The 26,842-nt window shown below is 45.0% G+C and carries 24 protein-coding genes; all 24 read right to left on the bottom strand.

The genetic code is table 11. From position 1 onward, the window contains the following. Positions 1 to 92 precede the first annotated feature (92 nt). Positions 93 to 1,328, bottom strand: coding sequence for a M16 family metallopeptidase (locus SIN01_RS01425; protein WP_010025868.1), 1,236 nt, complete (start codon positions 1,326 to 1,328; stop codon positions 93 to 95). Positions 1,329 to 1,577: 249 nt separating this feature from the next. Next, positions 1,578 to 3,698, bottom strand: coding sequence for a polyribonucleotide nucleotidyltransferase (gene pnp, locus SIN01_RS01420; RefSeq protein ID WP_010025867.1), 2,121 nt, complete (start codon positions 3,696 to 3,698; stop codon positions 1,578 to 1,580). 217 nt (positions 3,699 to 3,915) lie between these two features. Then, a complete protein-coding gene (gene rpsO / locus SIN01_RS01415) occupies positions 3,916 to 4,185 on the bottom strand; it encodes a 30S ribosomal protein S15 (RefSeq protein ID WP_010023317.1) in 270 nt (89 codons plus the stop codon). A 149-nt stretch (positions 4,186 to 4,334) separates the two neighbouring features. After that, positions 4,335 to 5,291 (bottom strand): bifunctional riboflavin kinase/FAD synthetase, encoded by a 957-nt coding sequence (locus tag SIN01_RS01410; protein WP_010023319.1) that lies wholly within the window; start codon positions 5,289 to 5,291, stop codon positions 4,335 to 4,337. Between the two features lie 41 nt (positions 5,292 to 5,332). Then, entirely contained in the window at positions 5,333 to 6,256 is a 924-nt protein-coding gene (gene truB, locus SIN01_RS01405) for a tRNA pseudouridine(55) synthase TruB (protein WP_010023321.1), read from the bottom strand. Between the two features lie 55 nt (positions 6,257 to 6,311). Then, positions 6,312 to 6,659, bottom strand: a complete 348-nt coding sequence (rbfA, locus tag SIN01_RS01400) for a 30S ribosome-binding factor RbfA (RefSeq protein ID WP_010023322.1) — start codon at positions 6,657 to 6,659, stop codon at positions 6,312 to 6,314. Between the two features lie 16 nt (positions 6,660 to 6,675). After that, entirely contained in the window at positions 6,676 to 6,957 is a 282-nt protein-coding gene (locus tag SIN01_RS01395; protein WP_010023323.1) for a DUF503 domain-containing protein, read from the bottom strand. Then, positions 6,954 to 9,197, bottom strand: coding sequence for a translation initiation factor IF-2 (gene infB, locus SIN01_RS01390; RefSeq protein WP_047034845.1), 2,244 nt, complete (start codon positions 9,195 to 9,197; stop codon positions 6,954 to 6,956). Before infB ends, SIN01_RS01395 begins: the two co-directional genes overlap by 4 nt. A gap of 4 nt (positions 9,198 to 9,201) precedes the next feature. Next, entirely contained in the window at positions 9,202 to 9,522 is a 321-nt protein-coding gene (locus tag SIN01_RS01385; RefSeq protein WP_010026113.1) for a YlxQ family RNA-binding protein, read from the bottom strand. Continuing rightward, the gene (rnpM, locus tag SIN01_RS01380; protein WP_010026112.1) at positions 9,509 to 9,796 is read right to left on the bottom strand and encodes an RNase P modulator RnpM; all 288 of its coding nucleotides are present in this window, start codon (positions 9,794 to 9,796) and stop codon (positions 9,509 to 9,511) included. Before rnpM ends, SIN01_RS01385 begins: the two co-directional genes overlap by 14 nt. Before the next feature lie 13 nt (positions 9,797 to 9,809). Further along, a complete protein-coding gene (gene nusA / locus SIN01_RS01375) occupies positions 9,810 to 10,964 on the bottom strand; it encodes a transcription termination factor NusA (RefSeq protein WP_010026111.1) in 1,155 nt (384 codons plus the stop codon). Between the two features lie 255 nt (positions 10,965 to 11,219). After that, positions 11,220 to 11,690, bottom strand: a complete 471-nt coding sequence (gene rimP, locus SIN01_RS01370; protein ID WP_010026110.1) for a ribosome maturation factor RimP — start codon at positions 11,688 to 11,690, stop codon at positions 11,220 to 11,222. 119 nt (positions 11,691 to 11,809) lie between these two features. Beyond that, a complete protein-coding gene (locus tag SIN01_RS01365) occupies positions 11,810 to 16,120 on the bottom strand; it encodes a PolC-type DNA polymerase III (RefSeq protein ID WP_010026109.1) in 4,311 nt (1,436 codons plus the stop codon). Between the two features lie 129 nt (positions 16,121 to 16,249). Next, positions 16,250 to 17,893, bottom strand: coding sequence for a proline--tRNA ligase (locus SIN01_RS01360; protein WP_010026107.1), 1,644 nt, complete (start codon positions 17,891 to 17,893; stop codon positions 16,250 to 16,252). Positions 17,894 to 17,943: 50 nt separating this feature from the next. Further along, entirely contained in the window at positions 17,944 to 19,206 is a 1,263-nt protein-coding gene (gene rseP, locus SIN01_RS01355; protein WP_010026105.1) for an RIP metalloprotease RseP, read from the bottom strand. An 18-nt stretch (positions 19,207 to 19,224) separates the two neighbouring features. Further along, a complete protein-coding gene (gene dxr / locus SIN01_RS01350) occupies positions 19,225 to 20,373 on the bottom strand; it encodes a 1-deoxy-D-xylulose-5-phosphate reductoisomerase (RefSeq protein ID WP_010026104.1) in 1,149 nt (382 codons plus the stop codon). A 13-nt stretch (positions 20,374 to 20,386) separates the two neighbouring features. Then, positions 20,387 to 21,178, bottom strand: a complete 792-nt coding sequence (locus SIN01_RS01345) for a phosphatidate cytidylyltransferase (protein ID WP_010026103.1) — start codon at positions 21,176 to 21,178, stop codon at positions 20,387 to 20,389. Next, complete coding sequence (uppS, locus tag SIN01_RS01340; protein WP_010026102.1) at positions 21,175 to 21,948, bottom strand: undecaprenyl pyrophosphate synthase; 774 nt, start codon at positions 21,946 to 21,948, stop codon at positions 21,175 to 21,177. The genes SIN01_RS01345 and uppS overlap by 4 nt, the downstream gene beginning before the upstream one ends. A gap of 89 nt (positions 21,949 to 22,037) precedes the next feature. Next, positions 22,038 to 22,598 carry a ribosome recycling factor gene (frr, locus tag SIN01_RS01335; protein WP_010026101.1) on the bottom strand — a complete coding sequence of 187 codons (561 nt, stop codon included), beginning with the start codon at positions 22,596 to 22,598 and terminating at the stop codon, positions 22,038 to 22,040. Positions 22,599 to 22,601: 3 nt separating this feature from the next. Continuing rightward, on the bottom strand, positions 22,602 to 23,327 hold the full coding sequence (pyrH, locus tag SIN01_RS01330) for a UMP kinase (protein WP_010026100.1): 726 nt from the start codon (positions 23,325 to 23,327) through the stop codon (positions 22,602 to 22,604). A gap of 262 nt (positions 23,328 to 23,589) precedes the next feature. Further along, a complete protein-coding gene (gene tsf / locus SIN01_RS01325; RefSeq protein ID WP_010025579.1) occupies positions 23,590 to 24,471 on the bottom strand; it encodes a translation elongation factor Ts in 882 nt (293 codons plus the stop codon). Positions 24,472 to 24,566: 95 nt separating this feature from the next. Then, complete coding sequence (rpsB, locus tag SIN01_RS01320; protein ID WP_010025578.1) at positions 24,567 to 25,322, bottom strand: 30S ribosomal protein S2; 756 nt, start codon at positions 25,320 to 25,322, stop codon at positions 24,567 to 24,569. 158 nt (positions 25,323 to 25,480) lie between these two features. Next, positions 25,481 to 26,047: a hypothetical protein gene (locus SIN01_RS01315; RefSeq protein WP_010025576.1), complete on the bottom strand. Its 567-nt coding sequence runs from the start codon at positions 26,045 to 26,047 to the stop codon at positions 25,481 to 25,483. 26 nt (positions 26,048 to 26,073) lie between these two features. Continuing rightward, positions 26,074 to 26,838 (bottom strand): FliA/WhiG family RNA polymerase sigma factor, encoded by a 765-nt coding sequence (locus SIN01_RS01310; RefSeq protein ID WP_039745934.1) that lies wholly within the window; start codon positions 26,836 to 26,838, stop codon positions 26,074 to 26,076. Positions 26,839 to 26,842: the final 4 nt, after the last annotated feature.

Genomic DNA, 26,842 nt, shown 5'->3' with positions numbered 1-26,842 from the left:
TAAAAGCTAAACTCTCTATAATCAAACAAAAGACTCGACGTTAAATGACGCCGAGTCTTTTTTGATGCGTTCTATTTCATTAAGCCGTCGATTCAGAGAGTGACTGGCATTTTGCCGCTTGGACTGACAATTGAGCAAGAGTAGGGTTGTTCAAACACATGTTGGGCCGTCTTCTGAACGTCATCGATGGTTACCGCATCGATTAACGCAACCGTTTCATCAATGCTGCGTTCTTTTCCCAGAACCAATTCATTTTTTGCATTACGTCCCATTCGTCCATTCGTACTTTCAAGCCCGAAAATGAGACTGCCATTAATCTGTGCTTTGCTGCTTTCAAGTTCTGCTACTGAAATTCCCTGATCGACAAACCGATGGATAGTATCCAGCAATGCTTTTCCAAGATCATCGATTTGATCGGCACCTGTGCCGCCATATATAGTAAGCAACCCGCTGTCTCTAAACGACGAGTGAAAAGAAAACACCGAATAGGCGAGCCCGCGCTCTTCGCGTATCTCTTGAAACAATCGACTGCTCATCCCGCCGCCAAGCACATTATTCATTACCATAAGCGGTGCTAATTCTCGATCATGGTTACTGTAACCGGAAAATCCCAGACAGATATGCGCCTGTTCCGTTTCCTTCTTACGGGCAATCTTCCCTGGATTAAAAGAAGGTACAGCCGATCGTTCCGCCGATTGCACACTGGCAAAATCAGAAAAAAGAGTTTCAATTTCTTGGACGATCCCTTCGTCCGCATGACCTGCAACTGAAATCACGACATGATCCGGCGTATAGTGGCTGCGCATGTAGCGGCGCAGTTCATCGGGATTAAAGCCGGCCAAAGTCTCGCGTGTACCCAAAATCGGAAAACCGAGTGGATGGTGGTTGAAGCTTACCGCGTTCAATAAATCATGAACAAGGTCATCCGGTGTGTCTTCATACATCTTGATTTCCTCGCCAATCACTTGCTTTTCTTTTTCCATGTCCTGCTTTTCAAATTTGGAATTGAAGAACATATCGGCAAGCACGTTTACTGCAAAGTGTGCATCCCGATCCATAACCTTTGCATAGTAACACGTGGTCTCCTTTGAAGTGAAAGCATTGACCTGTCCGCCAATTTTATCAAAAGCTTCCGCTATATCACGTGCAGTACGCGTTTCGGTACCTTTAAAAAGCATGTGCTCAATAAAATGGGAAATTCCATTATTTGTATTGTTTTCAAATCGCGTGCCGGTTCCTACCCATATTCCAATGCTGACTGAACGAACACTTGGAATATCTTCCAGCAGTATGCGCACACCATTTTTTAATGTTTTTTTACGTATCAAAAATTGTTCCCCCTGAACTCGTAGATCGATCACACGGTAAATACTATATCACGATCAAAAAATGGCGACAAACCATTCATCCGTATCTTTTCCAGGTTAGCCTATCTTTCGTTTGCTTTTCATGTCTTGAAATTATATGTGAATTTATTGGTATCATACACTAAATGAACCGCTTTGCTGAAATTTCTCAATAAAAAAAAGCAGGGGTTTCCTGCTGAACGTTACCCTGCTTTCACAATTCAATTGTGATTATTCTTTATTCGCAGTTACCACTGACGGCGTCAACAGCGCCTTGCGCGAAAGTTTGATGCGGCCGTGCTGATCCACTTCAATAACTTTAACGCGAACTTCATCTCCAATCGAGACCACATCTTCTACATGGGTGACACGTTTTGTATCCAATTCAGAGACATGAATTAATCCGTCTGTATGACCAAATAAGGAAACAAATGCGCCAAATTTTTCAATTCGTTTGACCTTGCCGACAAATATTTCTCCAACATGGGCGACGCGAACCAGATCCTCAATGATCTGTTTTGCTTTACGTGCATTTGCTTCATCAATTGAAAAGATCTTAATCGATCCATCTTGTTCAATATCGATCTTCACGCCAGTTTGTTCAATGATCTTGTTGATCACTTTTCCACTGGATCCGATGACATCTCTGATTTTATTAGGATTAATCTGCATCTGAATAATTTTCGGTGCATAGCGGGCAAGATGATCACGCGGCGCCTCGAGTGTTGCCAAAAGGGTTTCCATGATTCTCATACGCCCTGCTCTCGCCTGTCTCAGTGCTTGACTTAAGATCTCCCGAGTAACACCGGAAATCTTGATATCCATTTGTAACGCGGTAACTCCTTTTTCCGTTCCCGCGCATTTAAAGTCCATATCACCAAGCGAATCCTCCATACCCTGAATGTCCGTGAGCACAACCACCTTATCGCCATGTTTCACCAACCCCATTGCGATTCCTGCAACGGGCGCTTTAATCGGTACACCGGCATCCATCAAGGCTAACGTACTCCCGCAAATACTTGCTTGAGATGAGGAACCGTTGGACTCGAGCACTTCGGACACGCAGCGAATCATATAAGGGAATTCCTGTTCACCAGGAATAACCGGCGCCAATGCGCGTTCACCAAGTGCGCCATGACCAATTTCTCTCCGTCCTGGCGATCGAGTTGCTTTCGCTTCGCCGGTACTGAATCCTGGAAAATTATAGTGGTGCAAAAATCGTTTGCTTTCCTCAGCGTCAAAATCATCGAGCGTTTGCGCCTCACTGAGCGGTGCAAGCGTGCAAACACTCAATGCTTGAGTCTGCCCACGCGTAAAAAGTCCTGACCCGTGAGCACGTGGAAGAATTCCGACACGTGCCGACAACGGACGAATTTCATCGACTGCCCGGCCATCCGGACGCAGATGTTCTTCAACGATCATCCGTCGAACTTCTTCTTTTAAAACAGTATGTAGACAATCGTCAATGAGCATACGATCCATTGGCTGATCCCCATTGTTCTCTTGTTCAAGTTTGCTCAATACGCGTTCGTTAACCTGCTTAATTGCTGCATCACGTGCTTGTTTTTCTTCTACACGCATCGCTTGATTTAATGGATCGGCAGCCATAGCACGAATTTGGTCTTCAAAAGCTTTACTCGCTCGGAACAGCGTAACTTCCATTTTTTTCTTCTTATTTTCCGAGATTATTTGCTCTTCAAAAGCAATGACTTCCTTAATTTGTTCGTGAGCAAACAGAATGGCGTCAAGCATCGTTTCCTCAGGAATTTGATCTGCGCCTGCTTCTACCATATTAATTGCCTCTTTCGTACCGGCAACCGTTAAATGAAGATCGCTTTTCTTTTGCTGATCAACCGTCGGATTCACGACAAATTGCCCGTCAACTCGTCCAATCATCACACCGGCGATTGGTCCGAAGAACGGAATATCTGAGAGTGACAGTGCAAGCGATGAACCAAGCATGGCCGCCATCTGTGCGCTGCTGTCCAAATCAAGACTCAGAACCATATTGCCGATCACGACCTCATTTCGAAACCCTTCTGGGAAAAGCGGACGTATTGGGCGATCAATCAAACGTGCGGACAGCGTTGCTTGATCGCTCGGCCGCCCTTCTCGTTTAATAAATCCGCCGGGAATTTTCCCCACAGCATAAGCGCGCTCATCGTAATTGACGGTTAAAGGAAAGAATGAGCCTTCTTTTGGTTCTTTGGAAGCAGTGACCGTGGACAGCACCACCGTTTCCCCATAAGAAACAAGAGCCGCACCATTTGCTTGTTTCGCGAGCTCTCCGATTTCGATACGCAGCGGTTTTCCCGCCCAATTGAATGAATAGACTTTTTTATCTGACAGCATGTTTATAACACCTCTTCCCGATGATCAAACGAGGCTGTCTCAAAAGTTTGCTGCGCACCAATTGTTCGAACAAACAGCATACCTCTTGCAGAAGTCTCGCGCATAACCTCTTTTTATAAAAAGAGAGTTCCAGGTCAACAGACTTTTGAGACAATCTCTCCTAGAAGATTTCCCTAATATGAATAAAAAGCGGGAATGCTCCCGCTTCTTTGCTTTCTTATCGGCGCAGGCCCAATTTGTTGATGAGCTCGCGATATCTTTTAACGTCGTTTTCACGAAGATACGTGAGAAGATTGCGACGTTTCCCAACCATTTTCAGCAGTCCACGACGAGAATGGTGGTCCTTCTTGTGCTGCTTCAAGTGGTCGTTCAAACTGTTAATCTGCTTTGTTAGTACAGCGATCTGTACTTCCGGTGAACCCGTGTCGTTTTCGTGAGTAGCAAACTCATGAATCAGGTTCGTTTTTTCTTCTTTTGTCAAAGCCACTTGCATTCACCTCCCAATCTAAAATCCCCTCAAGCTTCGCTGCCGCCGGTGACACGTACAGCCAAGCATGGGTTCTTATGACGATTTAAATCGTACTGATTTATAATACACGTTTACGCCATTAATTTCAAGGATCAACGGACAATCTTTTATGATCCTTTCTTTTTGTGAAAATAAGTACGTGTGTCTGCCTTATCTTTCTCCATTTGCTTGATTAAATCATCGGCATTGTTGAATTTCAGTTCTGGGCGCAAACGTTTGTACCATTTAATGCCAACTTTTTGATCGTACAGATCGCCGCTAAAATCAAGAACATGAACCTCAACCGTTTGAATGGCCGCTTCATGGCTATAGAACGTTGGCCGTAATCCAACGCTGCAAACCCCATTGAAAGGCTTCCCGTTCACGATCAATTGAACAACATAGACACCGTTAGCTGGGATCAAATAAGCCGCATCTTTTTCTACATTCGCTGTCGGAAATCCGAGCGTGCGCCCGCGTTGATCACCGTGAACCACGATTCCCGTAGTTTGATAGGGTCGGCGCAGAAGCTCAGCAGCCTCCTCCACCGCACCTTTTTCCATAATTAGGGATCGAATACGTGTCGAACTGATCTTCTCGCCGAACAGTTCAACTTTTGGGACCATTGTATAGCTGAACATGCTTCGTGAATACTCGCCAATATTGTCCATATTCCCCATGGCTTTGCGACCGAATGTAAAATCGTATCCAGCAACAACATGCTTTGCATGAAGGCGAATCAAGTACTCATCCACAAAATTTTGTGGTGACAGTTGGCTGAGTGTCCGGTCAAATTTCACAAAATAGATCGTGTTCACACCAAGCTGCTCGAACAATTCAGCTTTGGCCGCATTGGGTGTCAGTTCTGCTTCCCGTTTTGAATCAGGACGCAAAACAACGGAGGGATGGGGGTAAAAGGTCATGACTGCAGCTTCCATGCCTTTTTCCTCAGCAATTTGAACAGCAGTCTTAATGACTTTTTGATGGCCCAAATGTACACCATCAAAGTAACCCAATGCGATTACTTTTTCCTTGCTGCCCATTTGTTCGATAAACGGTCGGCCATCTAAATAAACACACTCCATAACAGGCACCTTCACTTCTTGTAAACTCAAATTCCCGATTCTTACGATAGGACAGTCGAACTGTTTGCAAGAACCTTCTCCGGTTTTAACTTTTCCGGTTTCTGCGGATGACGCCGATAGATTGCCAGACATTCACTGTGCTTTGAAAAAACAGCATAAGGTCCGTCTCCAAATCCCTCTGGGGCTGTAAGTAATGCCCCATGAACAACTCTTTCCGCCGTCTGTTGATCAACAACCCAGTGATCCATGGAGCGCAAAGCAAATTCAAGTGGTTTAAGTACTGATTCAAAAGTATTCTCTTGAATGAATCGCTCAATTTCCTCAAAAGACACACAATCTCCACTTGAGAAAGGACCAGCTTGGATCCGAGTCATGTGGTGCAAATGCGCCGGATAGCCCATTCCTCGTCCAACATCAACGGCAAGCGTGCGAATATAGGTCCCTTTGCTACATGCCACTTTAAACGGAATATCCACAGAAAAAGATGCAGCATCGCTGTCCAAATCGAAATGATAAATCGTAACATGGCGCACAGGCGGTGTCACTGCAATTCCCTTACGCGCATATTCATAAAGCTTGCGGCCGTTGACCTTTACCGCACTGTACATCGGGGCCGTCTGCTCGATATCCCCAACAAAACGGGACAAAATCTTTTCAACATACGCGCGATCAAGATGCTTTTCAACAGGTATTGTTTCAATTACATCGCCTGTTGCATCTTCAGTTGTCGTTGATGAACCGAGACGGATCACACCCTGATATATTTTACTATAGTCTAATAAATATTGGGCGATTTTTGTTGCTTTTCCAAGACACAAGACTAAAACACCGTCGACGGCCGGATCAAGTGTTCCAGTATGACCGATCTTGCGGAATTTCAGCAGTTTTCTAAGCCGAAAAACGCAATCATGTGAGGTCATGCCCCTTGGCTTGTAAAGCGGCAACAAACCATTATACTCCGGCATCGCTCATCCTCCCGATTTTCATTCCTGATCCTTTTGCCAATCGTTACCCACATCGTTAATCTTTCCGATGTAGTTTATTAATCAGCTGATCAATATGACTTCCGTATTCCACAGATTCATCAACTTTAAAAGAAATTTCAGGCGTTTTCCGCAGGCGAATTCGTTTTCCAATTTCACTGCGTACGAATCCCTTGGCTTTATTCAATCCTTCCAGCGACGACTGTTTCTTATCGTCATCGCCAAGGACACTGATATAGACAGTGGCTTCCTGAAGATCTCCGGTCACATCAACGCCGGTTACCGTGACGAACCCGACGCGTGGATCTTTGATCCTGTTTCCGATAATGTCGCTCATTTCTTTTTTCATCTGTTCGGCGACGCGATGGGTCCTTAAGTTAGCCATGGGGTCACCCTCCTTCTTAAAACCATTCATAAATTGTATGAACACGTTCGATTTCTGTTCTAAAATCAATCAAAGAAAGTGCACGTGAAAGCTCGTGTTCGACCGCAGAACGTGCGCTGCCCACACAGGCAAAGGCAAGTTCGGTGTGCTGCCACGAATCTTGATAAGCGACTTCACTTGCAGACAGGTTGTGCCCGTGCACCGCTTTTCGAAGGATACTTTGAACAACAGACCGCTTCTCTTTCAAAGAATGTGCACTGAAAAGGATGCACTCACAGCGGACAACGCCAACGATCATTTCGGTTTAACTTCTTCCATCACATAGGCTTCCATTGTGTCGCCTTCCTTGATGTCGTTAAAGTTTTCCAATGTCACGCCACATTCAAAGCCTGCTTTGACTTCTTTAGCATCATCTTTGAATCGCTTCAGTGTGTCCACATGACCTTCGTAAATGACAACCCCGTCACGAACCAGCCGTATCCCGGCATCTCTTGAGATGAGGCCGCTTGTCACATAGCATCCGGCAATCGTGCCGATTTTCGACACTTTGAATGTTGTTCGAACATCCAGCTGGCCGATCACTTTTTCTTTGTATTCAGGATCTAGCATACCCTTCATTGCTGCTTCGATTTCATCAATTGCATCATAGATGACGCGATACAGACGGATATCAACGTTTTCTTCTTCAGCAACTTTTTGTGCATGATTATCCGGACGTACGTTAAATCCGACAATAATTGCGTTAGAAGCTGAAGCGAGGATAATATCCGATTCACTGATTCCGCCTGCTCCGGCATGAATGATGTTCACTTTCACACCGTCAACGTCGATCTTCTTCAATGAACCGGCCAATGCTTCAACTGATCCTTGAACATCCGCTTTGATGACCAGATTTATTTCTTTCATATCGCCTTCTTTGATCTTTTCAAACAGATCATCAAGGCTGACTTTATTCGTCGTTTGCTTGCGTTCGGTAATCAGCGCACGTTCTGCTCTGACTTCGCCAATTTGCCGTGCTTTTTTCTCGTCATCAAACGCAGCAAATTGATCACCGGCATGAGGCACATTATTTAATCCCGTGATTTCTACTGGTGTTGAAGGGGTTGCCTTCTTTACACGGCGACCAACATCATTGACCATGGCGCGTACACGGCCATAGGTGTTGCCGACAACGATTGGATCACCAATATGCAGCGAACCGTTCTGAACCAGCAAGGTTGCAATCGGCCCTTTTCCTTTATCCAGCTGTGCTTCGATAACAGCCCCTCTTGCTTTCTTTTCCGGGTTTGCTTTACATTCTTCCATTTCAGCAACAAGTAGAATCATTTCAAGCAGGTCATCAATGCCTGTACCTTTCTTGGCGGAAAGTTTGACGAAAATCGTGTCGCCGCCCCAATCTTCAGGAATAAGTCCTTGCTCAGAAAGTTCCTGCATGACATGGTCAGGATTAGCATTTTCTTTATCGATTTTATTAACAGCGACAATAATTGGTACCTTAGCTGCGCGAGCATGATGAATCGCCTCAATGGTTTGCGGCATGACTCCATCATCAGCAGCTACAACCAGGACAGTGATATCGGTAATCTCAGCACCGCGCGCGCGCATTGTCGTAAACGCAGCGTGCCCTGGGGTATCTAAAAATGTGATCTTCTTCCCATCATGCGTCACTTGATAAGCACCAATATGCTGCGTAATTCCCCCGGCTTCTCCTGCCGTTACTTTCGTATGGCGAATTGAGTCCAGCAAGGTTGTTTTTCCATGATCAACGTGGCCCATAATCGTAACAACTGGCGGACGGACAACGGCAGTTTCTTCATCGATTTCCAATCCTTCATCTTCAAAGCTTGCTTCGTCGACAACCACTTCATCCTCGACGGCAACGCCATAGCCTGCTGCCAGTAGTTCAATTGTGTCGCGCTCAAGATCTTGATTCTTGGTAGCCATAACGCCTAAAGCCATTAACTTTTTGATGATATCGGTGGATGGACGTCCCAGCTTTTCAGCAAACTGTCCAACCGTCAGAGAGCCGGATAATGTGATTTTTTCCGGAAGCTTGATCTCAAGATTTTGGCGGTTGGTTTGCTGCGCGCCTCTTCTGCGATTATTACGATTCCTTCCGAAGTTTCGGCGGCCGCCGGTTCGGCCGTTGCCGCCAAAACGATTGCGCTCATTATTATTATTATTATTCGCGTTTTGATTACGCCCGGATGATCTTCTGTTGCTGCCTTCTCCGGAACGATTGCCGTTCGACCTTGAATTTACTGGGTTATTTTTTACATGTGAAGTGGTTTGATTTGGTTTTTTTTCTTTAGTGTTTGTTTGATTCACTTTACCCTCTGCTTTACTTTTATTCGTTATATTTTGTGCAGATGCTCCTGCATGGCCATTCATTTTTCGATCCAATTGACTCATCGCGTTATCGGCGATGATTGACATATGGCTTTTTACTTGTATGCCAATTTCCCCCAATTTTGCTATAATAACCTTACTGGATACATGATGTTCTTTAGCATATTCATATACACGCATTTTACTCATATATTCACCCCCGTGATGATGGTCCGATCCTTTCGATCAGCTGGCCTGCGAATCCACTATCTGTGACCGCGATGATCACCCGCGAAGGTTGACCGATCGCCTGGCCAAGCACCTCTCTATCCGGTACGGTCAAAAGCGGAACGTGATAATAATCGCATTTATTCGTGATTGTTTTCTTTGTTCGGTCGGAAGCATCCGCTGCCAGTAAAACTGCCTTAGCCTTATTCTGACGAATTAACCGCAACACCGTTTCTTCGCCAGAACTCACCTTACCTGCTCGTTGTGCAAGGCCAAGAAATGACGCCCATTGATTACGATTGGGCATCTTCCGGGTGAGCCTCCAGATAAGCATTCATTTCATCGAAAACACGATCTGGTACGGCGACGCCCAAGTGTCTTGTGAGCAGGTTCTTGTCTTTTGCCTTTTGAATACAAGACGCTTTTTTAGAAAGATAAGCGCCTCGTCCATTTTTCTTTCCCGTTAGGTCAAGCAATACATCGCCTTCTGGCGAACGAACAATACGAAAAAGAGCCTTTTTTTCAGTGGATTCCTGGCAAACAATGCATTTGCGCATTGGAATTTTCCGCTGCTTCGGCATGAAAATCGCCTCCTTAATCTTGCTCGTTATCCGGAGATTTGTCCGTCTCAATTTCCGCTGACTCTTCGGCAGCTTGATCTTCTATTCCAGTTTCTGGAGACTCAGAAGCGGATTCTTCATCGAATAAACCAAGTTCTTCTGCCTCGGATTCGCTCTTAATGTCAATTTTCCATCCCGTCAGTTTTGCGGCAAGCCGTGCATTTTGTCCACGCTTGCCAATTGCAAGTGAAAGTTGATAATCCGGAACGATAACCGTAGTCGCCTTTTCTTCTTCATGAACCAACACTTTAATGACTTTCGATGGACTGAGCGCATTAGCGACATAGATTACCGGATCTTCAGACCAGCGAACAATATCGATTTTTTCGCCCTTCAATTCATCGACGATCGTTTGTACGCGAGCGCCTTTTTGCCCAACGCAAGCACCGACAGCATCCACTGCCGGATCTTCTGCATGAACGGCAATCTTTGAACGGTCACCGGCTTCACGCGAAATCGATTTAACTTCCACAGTGCCGTCGTAGATTTCCGGAACTTCCAATTCGAAGAGACGTTTCAACAACCCTGGATGGGTACGCGAAACAGTAATCATCGGACCCTTTTTGGCATCTTCTACTTTGGTTAAGTACACTTTAATGCGATCATGCGGATGATAGGTTTCATTTGGCATCTGTTCCGATTGCGGCAGCAGCGCTTCAACACGTCCGAGGTCAACATAAATGAACCGATGATCAATTCGTTGGACAATCCCGGTCATAATATCGTCTGCACGATCAATGAATTCTGAATAGATCACGCCGCGTTCTGCTTCACGAACGCGCTGCGTCACGACTTGCTTTGCTGTTTGGGCGGCAATGCGTCCAAAATTTCTTGGCGTTACCTCAATTTCAACAGTGTCCCCGATTTGATAGTGCGCATTAAGACTTTTCGCTTGTTCCAGCGAAATTTGAAGGTTTTTGTCCTCTACTGCTTCCGCAACTTCTTTTCTCGCATAAACCTTGATTTGTCCCAAACCTTCATTAATAGCTACCCGCACATTTTGTGCTTGGTCAAAATTGCGTTTATACGCTGAGATTAATGCTGCTTCCAAGGCATCAAGCAGAACTTCTTTACTGATTCCTTTATCTTTTTCCAGTGCGGTGAGCGCTTCGATTAAATCACTGCTCATTTTGTTCTCCCCTTCTTTTACGGCAGTTCTTTCCAAACTTATCGGCTGTATCAGCTTCCGTTGTTCTTATTTGCTATGCAATCGGCTTGCTTCCCGAAAAAGTCAATTGCGAACAGATTCCCATTCAAAGCAAGCAACACAACCTGTAAAAAGCCTATTTTATACTATAGGAAGGTATAGACATTTTATGGAAAATAGTATAAGCGCAACTAAGTCTTCGCCTTTCGTCAAAGGCTTGACGAAGCCAAGTTTTCTTTAAAAGATGATCGCAAGGCGACTGCTCGCAATCTTGTCAAAAGGAAGAGTCACATGAGCTACTCTTGTTTTGTTCTTGATTGCAAGTACAACGTAATCCTTGTTCACTTCAGTTAATTTACCTTCAAATACTTTATTGCCCTCGATCGGTTCATAAGTGGTCAAATGAACATTTTTTCCCAGAGCCTTTTCGAAGTCCTCGTACCGCTTCAACGGACGCTCGGCACCCGGTGAAGAGACTTCCAGAAAATAGGCTTCTTTTATGGGATCCTCTACATCAAGTGCCTCGCTCAGTTTTTCGCTGACCTCAGCGCAGGTATCTAGATCGACGCCGGAAGGAGAGTCGATAAAAACACGCAAAAAGCGGTTTTTCCCCTCTTTGACATATTCTATATCAAAGAGTTCCAGATTCATTTCTTGTAGAATCGGGGAAATCAACTCATCGGCCATCTTCGCGATAACGCTAGCCATTTTCAGCCTCCTTTTGAAAATGAAAGAGTGGGAAAATCCCACTCTTTGAGACGAACTATTTCCAGTATTTCCATAAACACTATATCATACCCGTCTAATCTAGGCAAGAAAAGCCAGGTTCAGAATAGCGATAATTGGTTTGCATCGGGCATTCCCTTCAGGCAACCTTGACCGTCAAGATATTCAAGAATTGTTTTTGAGATTTTGGCACGACGCTGCAGATCTTCTTTCGAAAGAAATTCACCGTCTTCCCGGGATTTGGCAATTGCCTTGGCAGCATTAGTCCCAACACCCGGAATCGCATTAAATGGCGGGATCAGGGTGTCCCCTTCTACGAGAAAACGCGTTGCATCCGAACGATATAAATCGACGGATTGGAAACTGAGTCCGCGTTCGCACATCTCAAGTGCTACTTCAAGCACAGTCAGCAAGCTCTTTTCTTTTGGCATCGCATCATTACCTTTTTTCTCAATTTCATCCATTTTTGCCCGTATCGCATCGGATCCTCTTTTCATCACATCGACATCAAAGTCATCCGCGCGAACACTGAAATAAGTTGCATAGAACAGAATCGGATAATGTACTTTGAAATAGGCAATACGGAATGCCATTAGAACATAAGCCGTTGCGTGTGCTTTCGGGAACATGTACTTGATTTTAAGGCATGAATCCAAATACCAACCAGGTACATCGTTTTCCTTCATCTCGGCAATCCAATCGTCATTTAATCCTTTTCCCTTTCGCACAGACTCCATGATTTTAAATGCGTGGGACGGCTCAAGGCCTTGGTGCATCAAGTCGATCATAATATCGTCGCGGCAGGAAATGACATCGCGAAGCACGCACGTCCCATTTTCAATTAACACTTGGGCATTGCCCAGCCAAACATCCGTACCGTGAGACAAACCTGAGATTTGAACCAATTCGGCAAAGGTCGTTGGTTTCGTGTCTTCGAGCATTTGCCGCACAAAGCGCGTGCCAAATTCAGGAATACCTAAACTGCCGGTTTTGCAGCGTATTTGTTCTGGAGAAACGCCCAGAGATTCAGTCGAACTGAAGATCTTCATGACTTCTTTGTCATCTTTAGGAATTGTTTTCGGATCGATTCCGCTCAGATCCTGCAGCATACGAATAACGGTCGGATCATCGTGTCCGAGTATATCCAATTTCAAAATGTTGTCATGGATTGAATGGAAATCGAAGTGTGTCGTTTTCCATTCGGCTGTTTTATCGTCGGCCGGATATTGAACCGGGGTAAAATCAAAGATCTCCATATTCCTTGGTACGACGACGATACCACCGGGATGCTGACCGGTGGTACGCTTTGCACCGGTGCATCCGGCTGCCAAACGGTCACGTTCTGCACCTCGAAGACTCTTGCCTGTATCCTCTTCGTACCCTTTTACATAACCATAGGCAGTCTTATCAGCAATGGTACCAATCGTTCCTGCGCGAAAGACTTTATCTTCACCAAAAAGAACTTTCGTATAATTATGGGCGACCGGCTGATAGTTTCCGGAAAAGTTCAAATCAATGTCAGGAACTTTATCCCCCTTAAAACCGAGGAACGTTTCAAAAGGTATATCATGCCCTTCCTTTGTCATCTCTGTTCCGCATTCGGGACAATTTTTATCCGGAAGGTCAAAGCCGCAGGCAACCGAACCGTCGGTAAAGAACTCAACATGATGGCAATTCAAACACAGATAATGCGGCGGAAGCGGATTAACCTCGGTAATCTCAAGCATTGTCGCTACGAGCGACGAACCAACCGATCCACGCGATCCTACAAGATAACCATCAGAGAGTGACTTCTTCACCAATTTGTGAGCAATCAAATAAATGACGGAAAACCCGTGTCCGATGATACTTTTTAATTCTTTCTCAAGCCGTTTTTCGACCATATCCGGAAGCGTCTCACCGTAAAGCTTATGTGCTCTGCCGTAGGTCTTTTCTTTAACCTCGTCTTCGGCACCGTCAATTGTTGGCGTGTATAACTTGTCCTTGACCGGCAATACTTCTTCAATTTGGTCAGCAATTGCATTGGGATCACTGACAACAACCTTTTCCGCCTTCTCCTCGCCAAGAAAACTCATGCAGTCCAGCATTTCATCCGTTGTTCGAAAGTGAACATCCGGCTGCGTTTGACGATTGAGCGGATTCCCTGCTTGAGAGCCGATCAGAATCTTGCGGTAGATTTTATCATGTTCGTCCAAATAGTGAACATCTCCGGTGGCAACAACCGGTTTGTTCATTTTCTCACCGAGCTTCACAAGCTTGACCATAACATCTTTAAGCGCCAGTTCATCGCGAACGATCCCTTTCTCGACAAGATGTTGATAGTTGGACGGCGGCTGTATTTCAATGTAATCGTAGAACTCAGCGACTTTTTCTGCCAGTTCCGCCGACTTCTGCATCATCGTTTCAAAAAGTTCGCCTTTATCGCAACCGGAACCGACCAGAATGCCCTCTCGATATTTCGTCAGCAATGAGCGCGGAATTCTAGGTACACGATAAAAGTATTTAACATGTGAAAGCGAGATCAATTTATAGAGATTTTTAAGTCCGATTTGGTTCTTCACGAGCAAAATAATATGCGACGGGCGAATCCGATCAAGATTTCCTTTACCTAGGTTATCATTTAATTGATCGTGATACTGCATGCCCTTTTCAGCCGCATCCTTCAGCATTTTCCAAGCGAGATAACCTGTTGCCTCCGTGTCATAGATAGCCCGATGGTGATGGGTAAGTTCGATGTTAAAGGCCTTACACAACGTATCGAGCTTATGGTTTTTAAATTCAGGATAGAGAAAGCGGCCCAGTTCGAGTGTATCAATAACTGGATTGTCCGCTTTTTCATACCCAAGCTTTTGGTAGGCAGTATTTAAAAACCCCATATCGAAGGTCGCATTATGAGCCACAAGCACTGCATCCCCGGCAAAATGCTTAAATTCCTGAACAACCTGATCTGCATCCGGTGCATCGGTAAGCATTTCATCCGTTATACTAGTTAACTCAATAATTTTCTGAGGAAGCGGGTGATGCGGATTTGCAAATTGATCGAATTTTTCAAGCACCTCGCCGTTTTTAATCTTAACTGCGGCAAGCTCGATGATCGTGTCATAAACCGCTGATAATCCGGTCGTTTCGACGTCAAAGACGACATAAGTTTCATCTGCGAGCTGACGGTGCGCTAGATTATAGGCGATCGGTACCCCATCATCAATAAGATTGGCTTCAACGCCATAGATTACTTTAACGCCGTTTTTCTGTCCGGCGGTATAGGCTTCCGGATAGGACTGGGCAACCCCATGGTCGGTAATCGCAATCGCTGAGTGCCCCCATTGTTTCGCTCTCTTGATCAAAGCTGACGCCGTAACCACTGAATCCATCTGGCTCATTACCGTGTGCGCATGAAGTTCGATGCGCTTATGCCCTTCTGGAGCAGTATCTTTTTTCACATCAGGGGTGATCTCCTCGATATCATTTGCGATCATCACCAAATCTCTGGCGAAGCTGTCATTCTGCACTCCGCCGCGCACTTTTGCCCACATTCCTTTATGCATTTGAGCAAACTTTGCAGCATCCTCTTTGTCTCTGGAGAAGACTTTGACCATGAGCGAATCGGAATAGTCGGTTATTTTAAACAGCAACAGCGTGCGTCCGCTGCGAAGTTCTCGCATCTCGGAGTCGAAAATATACCCTTGGATGGTTATGCGCCGTTCTTCATCCTGAATCGTCTCGATGGATACCGGTTCATCATGAATGTCGTAACCAATTTTGAATGGTCCTTGCGGTACATCGCCGCCCGCATGCTCCGTTTCCTTCATTTTCTGCATCTCAATCATTGCTTGCGCGACTTTCTGCTTATCTTCTGCTTCTCTTTGTTTTACAAATGAGTCATAAGCCTTCGTTCGTTCTTCTGAACTGACTTTAATTTCAAGCGAGATCGGCGGAAAACCAAAAGTACGTAACTTCTCGTTAAGTACCTTGGGCAATTTTCTTTTAATAAGCCCTGCTTCTGTATCGCTCGTCGTTGAAATCATCAGCTGCCGTTCATTTAGTTGCGGATTTTGCCGCTGCAAACATACTTTTAATGCCGGGAATTCATTGCATATACGTTCGCAAACCGGCTGCCAATAGTCGGAAAAAAAGTGTTCGGCACCTGAGGCATCGCGTACGTGCACAGTAAAAGTAATTTGTGATACGACTGCCTGAAAGTGCGCTTTCAGTCTTTCTTCCAACCATTCATAGACTTGGTAGGGGAGAATTCCGTCAAGGAGAAAGTCAAAATGCCAACGACGTTCCGAACGGAAAACAGACAGCTTATCGATTTCACCATGCGTAAAATAACGCTCCATCCACTCCGTCGGCACCTCAAGATGCTTGAGCAATAGTTCAAATCGATCCATTCCGTTTGTTGTACTCGTCATCACTGCTCGTCTCCTTTCTTTCTACAATTCTACTAAAACTATTGCTGAAATGCCATTGATTCTCGTATTCATCGAAACACAAATAAAAAAGGAGCTGGTCAGCTCCTCTAGAACAGAATAAAGACGAGATTAAGCAAGTGTGGTTAATAATTGTTTTACCGCATCAGAAAGCTGTGCAGTACTCGTTTCCACGCGCTCTGCGTCCTTTCTTGCGGCAAGCTCAACAATCTGCTCTGAAGCCCTTTTGCCGACAATGACTTGTACCGGACAGCCGATTAATTCACTTTCGGCGAATTTAACGCCTGGCCGTTCTTTTCGATCATCCCAAAGTACATCATAGCCTTCTTGAACAAATTGATTGTAGAGTTGCTCCGATAACGCCAGCTGATCATCTTTTTTTGGATTAACCGTTATTAAGTGAATGGTGAAAGGTGCCAGCGCTTTGGGCCAAACCATGCCCTCGTCATCATGATACTGCTCGCAGACAGCAGACAACGTTCTTGAAATTCCAATTCCATAACAGCCCATGATCAGCGGTTTCGCCTTCCCATCCATATCCAGATAAGTAGCGTTCATCGCTTCGGAATATTTGGTTCCGAGTTTAAAAACTTGTCCGATTTCAATGCCGCGAGCGAATTTAATGGCACCTTTTCCATCCGGAGATGGATCGCCTTCTTTAATGAAGCGAAGATCATCAAAGGATTCAATTGGGAGATCACGTGATGGATCAAGATGAAAATAAGTGCAGTTTTCCGCTTGATTATAATAAGCGGCGCGCGCCACATGTTTTAATCCATTGTCTGCAAAAACGCGTACCCCCTCTTCCGGGTGCATCACATCCTCATCCGACCCGGCTATCGACTCAATCAAATCGGTCCCAAGAAGATTCTTTACCTTAACGTCGTTGATTTCATCGGAAGCTTTCAAAAACACAACCGCTCGTTCGGTTCGTGTTTGGAACCAGTAGGCAGTGATTGCTTGATTCCCATCGACCTCTTGCTTACCTTCGACTTTTTCAAGAGGGAGCGTCTCGCCATCTTTCCCTTCTTCTTGATCAAGTACCGATGCCATTTCCAAGTTCGCTGCATAATCAGAGGTATCCGAATAGGCAATGGTGTCTTCACCAATTTCAGCAAGTGCCTGGAATTCATGCGTGTCCTTGCCGCCGATTGCTCCGGAATCTGCAAGGACTGCGCGAAACGTTAGCCCGCAGCGTTCAAATATTCTGCAATACGCATGGTACATTGCCCAATAGGCTTCATCCAGACTCTCGGCAGAGTCGTGAAAGGTATAGGCATCTTTCATGATAAATTCGCGACCGCGAAGCAGACCAAAACGCGGCCGTTTTTCGTCACGAAACTTCGTTTGAATCTGGTACAGGCTCATTGGCAGCTTTTTATACGTATTTAAATAATCGCGCACAAGACTTGTGATTAATTCTTCACCAGTTGCACCAAGTGCAAAAAAACGGTCATGCCTGTCTTTTAGGCGCATCAATTCAGGACCGTACACGTCCCAGCGTCCAGTTTCATGCCATAATTCTGCTGGCTGCATCGCAGGCATAAGCAGTTCCTGGGAACCCGTACGATCCATTTCTTCGCGAATAATTGCCTCAATTTTTTTTATGACCTTGTAACCAAGCGGTAGATAGGAATACACCCCGGAAGCATTTTGCCGTATGTAACCGCCGCGCAGCAGCAGACGGTGACTGGCAGACTCGGCGTCTGCCGGCGTTTCTTTCATCGTTGGAATAAACATTTGGCTTTGTTTCACTAGTGACCACCTCAAATCGTTTCAGTCTCTTTTACGAAAATTGTTTTCATCTATCGTGTAAAGAGGTTTTGCAAATCGTTCCAAGTCACAAGCAGCATCAAGATCATCAGAAATGCAAAACCAATAAAATGAACGAGTGCCTCTTTTTGCGGTTCAATTGGTTTGCCGCGTAGAGCTTCAAAAATGATGAACATGAGTCGCCCGCCATCTAGTGCAGGAAGCGGCAGCAAGTTAATCACCGCTAAGTTGACACTTAAAAATGCTGTCCAATTCAAAACAAGAAATAAACCTTGTGAAACCACTTCTCCAGTCGCATTGTATATGCCCACAGGACCTGCTAAATTGTTTAAATCAAACCCCCCGGAAACCAACATTTTCAAACCAACAAACTCCATTTTTATCCAATAATAGGTTTGACTGAATCCTGCACCGATTGACGCAGCAAACGAATGAATCGTAGGCTGATAAACGCCGATAACGCCTTCAGCTTTTCCATTGGTACCCTTCCGTTCTCCGGTCATCAGTTCGATTTGCTGCTGGTGCCCGTTTCGTTCAACGGTCATTTCGATCTTTTGCTTTGGATGTTTACTCACATATCCGGCAATATCTTGCCAACTATTTATGCCTTGACCATCAATTTGCAGGATACGGTCTCCGGACGCTAATCCGTATTTCTGCGCAGAATAGCCATCGATAACTGTTCCAAGCTGAGGCTGATTCGACGGTACGCCTTGAATGCTGAAATAAATGATGAAAATCACGACCGCTAGTACAAGATTCATAAACGGACCAGCAAAAATAGTCAGAAAGCGTGCGAGCAGTGGTTTTGAGGCAAACTGCCGGTCGTGCGGTGCAATCTGAAAATCCTGATGATCCGATACATAGGTTGCCTGGCGGTCAATCGCATAACGGATCAGTGGTCCGTTTTCCTCTTCGTAACCTGTTAAATAGAGTTCCTTATCAAGGTCGCAATGTTCAACCGTTAGAAAGCGAGCATTTGGATATTTTTCTAGGTGGTCGCTGACAATCCGTGTCACCTGATTTCGATCGTTCAGGAAAATCCCGATACTTTGTCCCGGCTTGACCTCAAAAGTTTCCGGGTCTTCACCCGCCATGCGCACATACCCCCCGATTGGAAGCAAACGCAACGTATATACGGTTTCTCTTTTTTTAATCGCAAAAAGTTTCGGTCCGAAACCGATCGCGTACTCCCGGCACAAAATACCGGAGCGTTTTGCGACAATGAGATGACCGAGTTCATGGATTGAGACAAGCAGTCCGAAAATGATCACAACGATAATCAACGTTTCCACGAGAAGACACCTCTGTCTTTAGTTTATTTGCTCCTTGACAAAAGCGCGTGTTTCTTTGTCAACAGCTTCAATCGTTTTTAAATCAGGATCTTTAATGACATGATGGTTGGTCAAAGCCCTCTCCACATAGCGCTCAATATCCAGAAAGGCAATTTTTCCAGCTAAAAATGCCTGAACAGCTGCTTCATTCGCTGCATTCAATACGGTTGGCATCGAACCTCCCGTTTTCCCTGCATGATAAGCTAATGATACACATGGAAAGCGGTGCGTGTCCATTTTTTGAAAATGCAAACTGCCGATTTCAGATAAATTCAGCGTTTTTGTTTGCTTGAGTGTTAACCGGGAAGGATAGGTAAGTGCATACTGAATCGGAACGAGCATACTCGGACATCCTAGCTGTGCAATGACACTATGATCAGCATATTCAACTAATGAATGAACAATACTCTCCCTGTGAATAAGCGTATCAATTTTTTCATAGGGCAAATCAAACAGCCAATGCGCTTCAATGATTTCTAAACCTTTGTTCATCATAGTCGCCGAATCAATGGTGATCTTTGCGCCCATCGACCAGTTTGGGTGATTAAGGGCATCTTTAACCGTAACTCCGGCAAGTTCATCGCGCGTTTTGTCTCTGAAACTGCCGCCAGATGCAGTAATGATAATCCGTGAAATAGCTGATCGGTCCTGGCCTTGCATCGATTGGAAAATCGCCGAGTGCTCACTATCTACAGGTAGGATCGGAACACCCAATTTTTTCGACCGTTTCATCACAATATGTCCCGCCGTAACCAGCGTTTCCTTGTTTGCAAGACCAATCGTTTTACCGGCTTCTATTGCTGCAAGTGTTGGTTCGAGACCAATACTACCCAGTACTGCATTAATCAATAGATCGCTGTCAGGATGAACGGCTGCTTCGATCATCCCTTCAATCCCGTAAACCAGACGAGTGGAAGAATCCAATTGGATCTTCAGTCGATCCGCCACCTGTTTATTTTTAACAGCTACCAAATCAGGCTTAAACTCATGGATGAATGGGAGTGCGGTTTGAATATTCTCGCCAAATGCCATTGCGGCAAGTGCAAATTGATCCGGATGCTCGCGAAGAATTGCAAGCGTTTGGGTTCCCACCGACCCTGTGGCACCAAGCAAGCTGATTTTTTTCATCAACCATTCCTCCTCAAACGATGAATCCTAAAACGTAAAGCAAAGGGAGTACAAAAATTAAACTGTCAAAGCGGTCGAGCATGCCGCCATGCCCCGGTAAAATCGTTCCTGAATCCTTAATCTTATAGTGGCGTTTTATTGCAGATTCCACTAAATCACCGATTTGCCCAAATACGGAAATAATGAGGCTGATTCCAATTAGGACAGGCCAGGTAAGTTCCAATTCCGGACCCGCGATCCACTTAAACAGCAACGCAATCAAAATGGCGATAAGCACAGCACCTACTGCACCTTCTCGTGTTTTCTTCGGACTGATTACAGGCGCGAGTTTATGCTTGCCGAATTTTCGACCAACGAAATAAGCACCGCTGTCGGTTGCCCAAATCAGAACTTGTACGAGCAATATAAGAAGCAAGCTATCTAAACGGAGCCGAACAAGTAAATAGAATGGAATCCCTATGTAAAACACCGACAAGAAGAGGTACGCAGCGTCTGCAAATGTAAAAGCGGAACGTCGCAAGATCATCAGTGTCAGTATCAGTAAAACGAAGAGCGCAGTCATTCTCATCCATAATCCATCTGCTATAAGTGAAGAACGAACGGAATTTAGAACAAGAGCGGCCACCGCCAGTCCGCCAAGGATAACTTCTGGGAAAGCAACGTTCATTTTGCTCAATTTAACTAATTCAAAATAACTCATTACAGCAATGGCTGCAGATAGCAACGCGAAGGGCAAGGAACCGATCCAAAGAAGAACAAGATAAAAAGCGCCTGCCAGTAAACCGGTTGTAATACGCTGTTTCAAGAATTTTCGCTTCCTTCCACGAGCCCACCGAATCTGCGCTGCCTGCTTGAATATGCTCGAACAGCATCTTGAAGACTCTGCTCACTAAAGTCCGGCCAATACTCTTCAGAAAAATAAAGTTCCGTATAAGCGAGTTGCCACAACATAAAATTACTTAAGCGAATCTCTCCACCGGTTCGAATCAAGAGGTCAGGATCAGGAAGAGCGGGACTGATCATATGATCGGCAATCATTTTTTCATTAATGTCCTCTGGGCTGTGTGCTTCGCGAATAATTTTCTTTACAGCTTGAACGATTTCATCATGGCTGCCGTAATTCAAGGCAAAATTTAAGACTAAACCGGTATTCGACTTCGTCTTTTCTATTGCGTCATTTACCGCTCTCAATGTATAAGCAGGGAGGCGGGATAAATCGCCCATTGCTTTCACTTGGACATTTTGTTCAATCAGTTCCTTTAAATAGGAATTCAAGAATTGCTGCGGCAGCTTCATTAAAAAGTCGACTTCTGCTTTTGGACGCTTCCAGTTCTCAGTAGAAAAAGCATATAAGGTGAGCACTTTAACACCTAAGCGATCCGCTTCCTTCGTCACCCGTTTTATGGTTTTCATTGCTTCACGATGGCCGGCAATGCGCGGAAGCCCACGTTTTTTTGCCCATCGACCGTTGCCGTCCATGATGATGGCCACATGGTTCGGTATGCTTATCGATTTTGTGTCTTCATGCTTCGGCATAGCCGTTCTTCCTTTATTTAAGGAAAACTTTTCAAACATTGATTTTCCCCCAGTACTGATGCTGCGTACCTTTGGATACAATCAACAGATCGTGCTGTCCGGTGCGCTGCCTGTTTGGTTGTGCCCCTTTAGATGTCCATCATTTCCTTTTCTTTGTCCGCTGCCAGTTGATCAACTGCTTTTATTGTTTCATTGGTCAACTTTTGAATATCGTCCTCAGCTTCATGAACATCATCTTTTGTCAATTCGTTGTTCTTGGCCATTTTCTTCACTTGATCATTTGCATCGCGGCGTACATTGCGGACGGCAATTTTTGCCTCTTCAGCCATTTTACGAACCATCTTCACCAAATCGGCACGTCTTTCTTCGGTTAAAGGTGGAATTGCAATGCGGATAACCTGACCGTCGTTCGTCGGTGTGACGCCGAGATCAGACTTCAGAATACCCTTTTCAATGTTAGGCAGTGCAGTCCGATCATAAGGTTGGATGAGCAGAAGCCGAGCTTCAGGAACCGTGATTGAAGCAACCTGATTCAGCGGTGTTTCTGCTCCGTAATACTCAACCGTCACTTTATTTAGTAACGAAGGGTTTGCTCTTCCTGCGCGCACCGTTACCAGTTCGCGTTGAAACGCTTTAACCGCCTTACCCATTCGTTCTTGTGCATCTTTAAAAAGCTCTGTTTGAGCCATGATTTATCGCCCCTTTACAACTGTGCCGATATCTTCGCCAAGCACAGCACGTTTAATATTTCCTTCTTCTGATAATGAAAAAACAACAAGCGGAATATCATTATCCATGCTTAGAGATGAAGCCGTTGAATCCATAACTTGAAGTCCCTCATTCAAAACACGCAAGTAAGAAATTTCCTTATATTTCTTCGCACTTTTGTCGACTTTTGGATCCGCTGAATAAACACCGTCAACATTATTTTTTGCCATCAAGATCACGTCTGCTTCAATTTCAGCCGCTCTCAACGCCGCTGTTGTATCCGTTGAAAAATAAGGATTTCCTGTTCCCGCGGCAAAAATAACGACACGGCCCTTTTGCAGATGTCGGATGGCACGTCTGCGAATATAAGGTTCAGCAACCTGCCTCATCTCAATAGAGGTTTGTACACGTGTTTCAACACCAATTCCTTCAAGGCAATCCTGCAAAGCAAGTGCGTTAAGCACCGTCGCAAGCATGCCCATATAATCGGCCTGGGCACGATCCATTCCCATTTCGCTGCCTGCTTTTCCTCTCCAGATGTTTCCAGCACCGCAAACAATGGCAACTTCTACACCGAGATCGACAACTTCCTTTACTTGCTTCGTAATCGATCGGATCACGCTTGGTTCAATGCCGAAACCGCCTGTACCTGCAAGGGCTTCTCCACTTAATTTTAAAATGACCCGCTTATAAATCGCCTTTTTCGGCATGTTCCTGCACCTCTCGTTGGATGATTTTTAGAAAACTTGGCTTTGCCAAGCCTCTGGCGAAGGCAAAGGCTTAGTTGCACTTACACTCGTTTCCTTAAATCTTTTATTTTCTTACTTTCTTACCAGTGTAAAAAATGGGACACGTTACCCGTGCCCCATTGTGATTACCTGCTCTGTTTCATCGGGTGTTGAAAACCGTATCAGCGGTTTTTATGACGGTTGTTAAATCGATCGCCGTTCAACAGTCACCTTACAGGCGCAATTAGTGTTTCATTTGTGCTTTTACTTCATCAACAAAGTTATCTTCTTTCTTTTCAATTCCTTCGCCGACTTCAAAACGCACGAATGAAAGAACATCCGCATTCTTGCTTTTCAAATATTCTTTAACGGTCACATCACCGTCTTTAACAAACGACTGATCCACAAGACAGATTTCTTTGAAGAATTTTTTCAATCGTCCACCAACCATTTTTTCAACGATATTGGCCGGCTTGCCTTCGCCAAGTGCTTCTTGTGTCAGCACTTCTTTTTCATGAGCAACAACGTCAGCAGGGATTTGATCTTCCGTCAGATATTGTGGACGAATTGCAGCGACATGCATGGCAATATCCTTCGCTGCCGTCTCATCAGAGCCTGTCAATTTCGTCAGAGCGGCGATACGGCCGCCCATGTGCAGGTAGGAACCGAAAACTTGATCATCAGTCTTCGTCTCAACCGCAAAACGGCGTAAGCTGATCTTTTCGCCAATTTTAGAAATAGCGGACGTAATCAAATCGTTAACAGTAGCCCCTGAAGCTGTCTTCTGAGTCAGTGCTTCTTCAACAGAGGCAGGCTCTTTATCAAGAATGTGCTGTGCTAATGTATCAATCAAGGCTTTGAATTCAGCATTTTTCGCAACAAAATCGGTTTCCGAGTTGACCTCAAGAACAACGGCCTTGTTCCCGTCGATTTTGATTTCAGCCAAACCTTCGGAAGCGACACGCCCGGATTTCTTAGCAGCCTTTGCCATTCCTTTTTCACGAAGTACATCGATCGCTTTCTTGATATCACCTTCTGCTTCTGCGAGTGCGCGTTTGCAATCCATAATTCCTGCACCCGTCAGTTCACGTAATTCTTTTACTTGCTTTGCACTAATTGCAGCCAATGGGAATCCTCCTTTGATGGTGAAGCGGTTTGTTTTCGTGAAAAGAGTGATAAAGGGCTAGCCCCTTATCACCCCATTAAGTCATTACTTGCTCATTATTCCGCTTTAACCGGTTCTTCTTCAACTTTTCCTGTTTGTTCCGGTTGAGCTGAGGCTTCTTCTGTTTCTTCGCCTTGATTAGCTTCTAAAACAGCATCCGCCATTTTTCCGGTGAGTAATTTCACAGCACGAATTGCATCATCGTTGCCTGGAATGATTACGTCGATTTCATCCGGATCGCAGTTTGTATCAACAATTGCGATGATCGGAATATTCAACTTGTGTGCTTCGGCAATCGCAATCCGTTCTTTGCGCGGATCAATAACAAAAAGTGCTTGTGGAAGACTTTCCATATCTTTGATTCCGCCTAAGAACTTTTCAAGACGTGCTAATTCTTTTTTAAGCCCGACAACTTCTTTTTTTGGGAGCACATCAAATGTGCCGTCTTCTTGCATTTTTTCGATATCTTTCAAACGTTTGATCCGTTTTTTTATCGTCTCGAAGTTGGTCAGTGTACCGCCGAGCCAGCGTTGATTTACATAGTACTGACCAGAACGTTCCGCTTCCGCTTTCACAGAATCTTGTGCTTGTTTCTTTGTACCAACGAAAAGAATTTTTCCGCCGTCAGCCGCAATATCTCTGACGAAGTTGTAGGCTGCTTCGACTTTTCGTACGGTTTTCTGAAGATCGATAATGTAGATACCGTTTCTTTCCGTAAAAATATACGGCTTCATTTTTGGATTCCAGCGACGCGTTTGGTGACCGAAATGAACACCGGATTCCAGTAATTGTTTCATTGAAATAACTGCCATGAATGTGTTGCCTCCTAATTGTGGTTTTATTCCTCCGCCCGTGTCATTTTCGTGTGCGACTGAGCATGGCGCTCAGCACCCGCGCATAAATCAACAGACGTGTGTGATTGACACCAAACGTAACTATACCATACTCTGCAGTGCATGGCAAGATTCGATTAATTTTTTCCATGCATTCGGAGCAGAAGTTCAATTTCGCCTTTTCCGCGTTTCATTTTTTTTGCGATTTCCGTAATTGATTTCCCTTCTTCTTTAAGTTTCATTGCCTGAACATAGGGGGACTCTTCGATGTGGTCCTGGATCGAATCAATCGGCGGCATCCATTCATGCTCTGGCTCACTTCCGGTTTGTTTTTTGGAGCCCAAACCCTGATCCTTACCGACATTATTCAGGACTGCTTCAAACGTTTTTTCTTTTGTTGTCCCACTTTTCTTTGCACCGTTGCTTGTTTTGGGGGCAGTCACAATCGGTTTGTCACTCTGGTCCTGACCTGCTTCACGCGTTTCCGTGCTCACATTCGTGAAAAGCTCCCGAACCGCTTCAAGAAATTGCTCATTCTCATGGCGCACCGCTTGAATATGCTCGGCAAGCAGTTGTTCGGACTCCTGCACATTTTGTTCTGAGCGCGTCTTTTGCAGTACTTTAATTCTTTGGTACAGATAAAGGATAAGATAAAAAGCTAAAAGAAGCAGCACGAAATTCAAAGTAATCCAAAATGCTGACAATGAATTCACCTCGCTTTATTTGATGATTAAGCATAATGCTCTTTTCCAGTTAAATAGTTGCGTAATTTAAGCAGTGCTTTACTGTGGATTTGTGAGATTCGGGATGTAGAGAGATTCAACACGTGACCGATCTCAGTTAAAGTCAGTTCTTCATAATAGAAAAGAGAAACCACGAGACGCTCTTTTTCACTCAGTTTGTCGATTTCCTTTGCAAGCTGCGCATGTCGTTCTTCTTCAAGGACATGTTCTTCCGGAGAATCGGAACGTGTATCTTCAATTGCATTCGCACCAGACTCTCCATTATCTGAACCGCCGTCATCAAGAGACAGCAAGTTTGAAAACAAACTCTCCGATACAACCTGCGACACTTCATTAACCGTCATTTTACACAGCTTTGCAACCTCTTCAAGGGTGGCAGAACGCATCTGATTTTGCTCAATCTTCTCGACTGCTTTCTCAATTCTTTTGCTCTTCTCACGCATTGATCGCGGCATCCAGTCCGCTTTGCGCAGCCCGTCCAAGATGGCCCCGCGGATGCGAAACGATGCATAGGTATCAAATTTAAGGTCCCGATTGTGGTCAAATTTCTCTAGGGCATCGTAGAGACCGAGCAGTGCAAAACTTTGCAACTCTTCCCTGTCCACATTGCGCGGCAATCCGGCACTAATCCGCTGCACATGATACGTTACAAGGGGCATGTAGATTTCCAGAAGACAATTTGCTGCCTTTCGGTCACGAGACTGAATCCAGCGCTCCCAACAAATTGATTCCAAAGCTTCTGATTTTTCCAGTTCT

Origin of the sequence: Sporolactobacillus inulinus (assembly GCF_006539285.1) — a bacterium.
GTDB lineage: Bacteria > Bacillota > Bacilli > Bacillales > Sporolactobacillaceae > Sporolactobacillus > Sporolactobacillus inulinus.
This window is presented reverse-complemented; position numbering and strand designations above follow the sequence as displayed.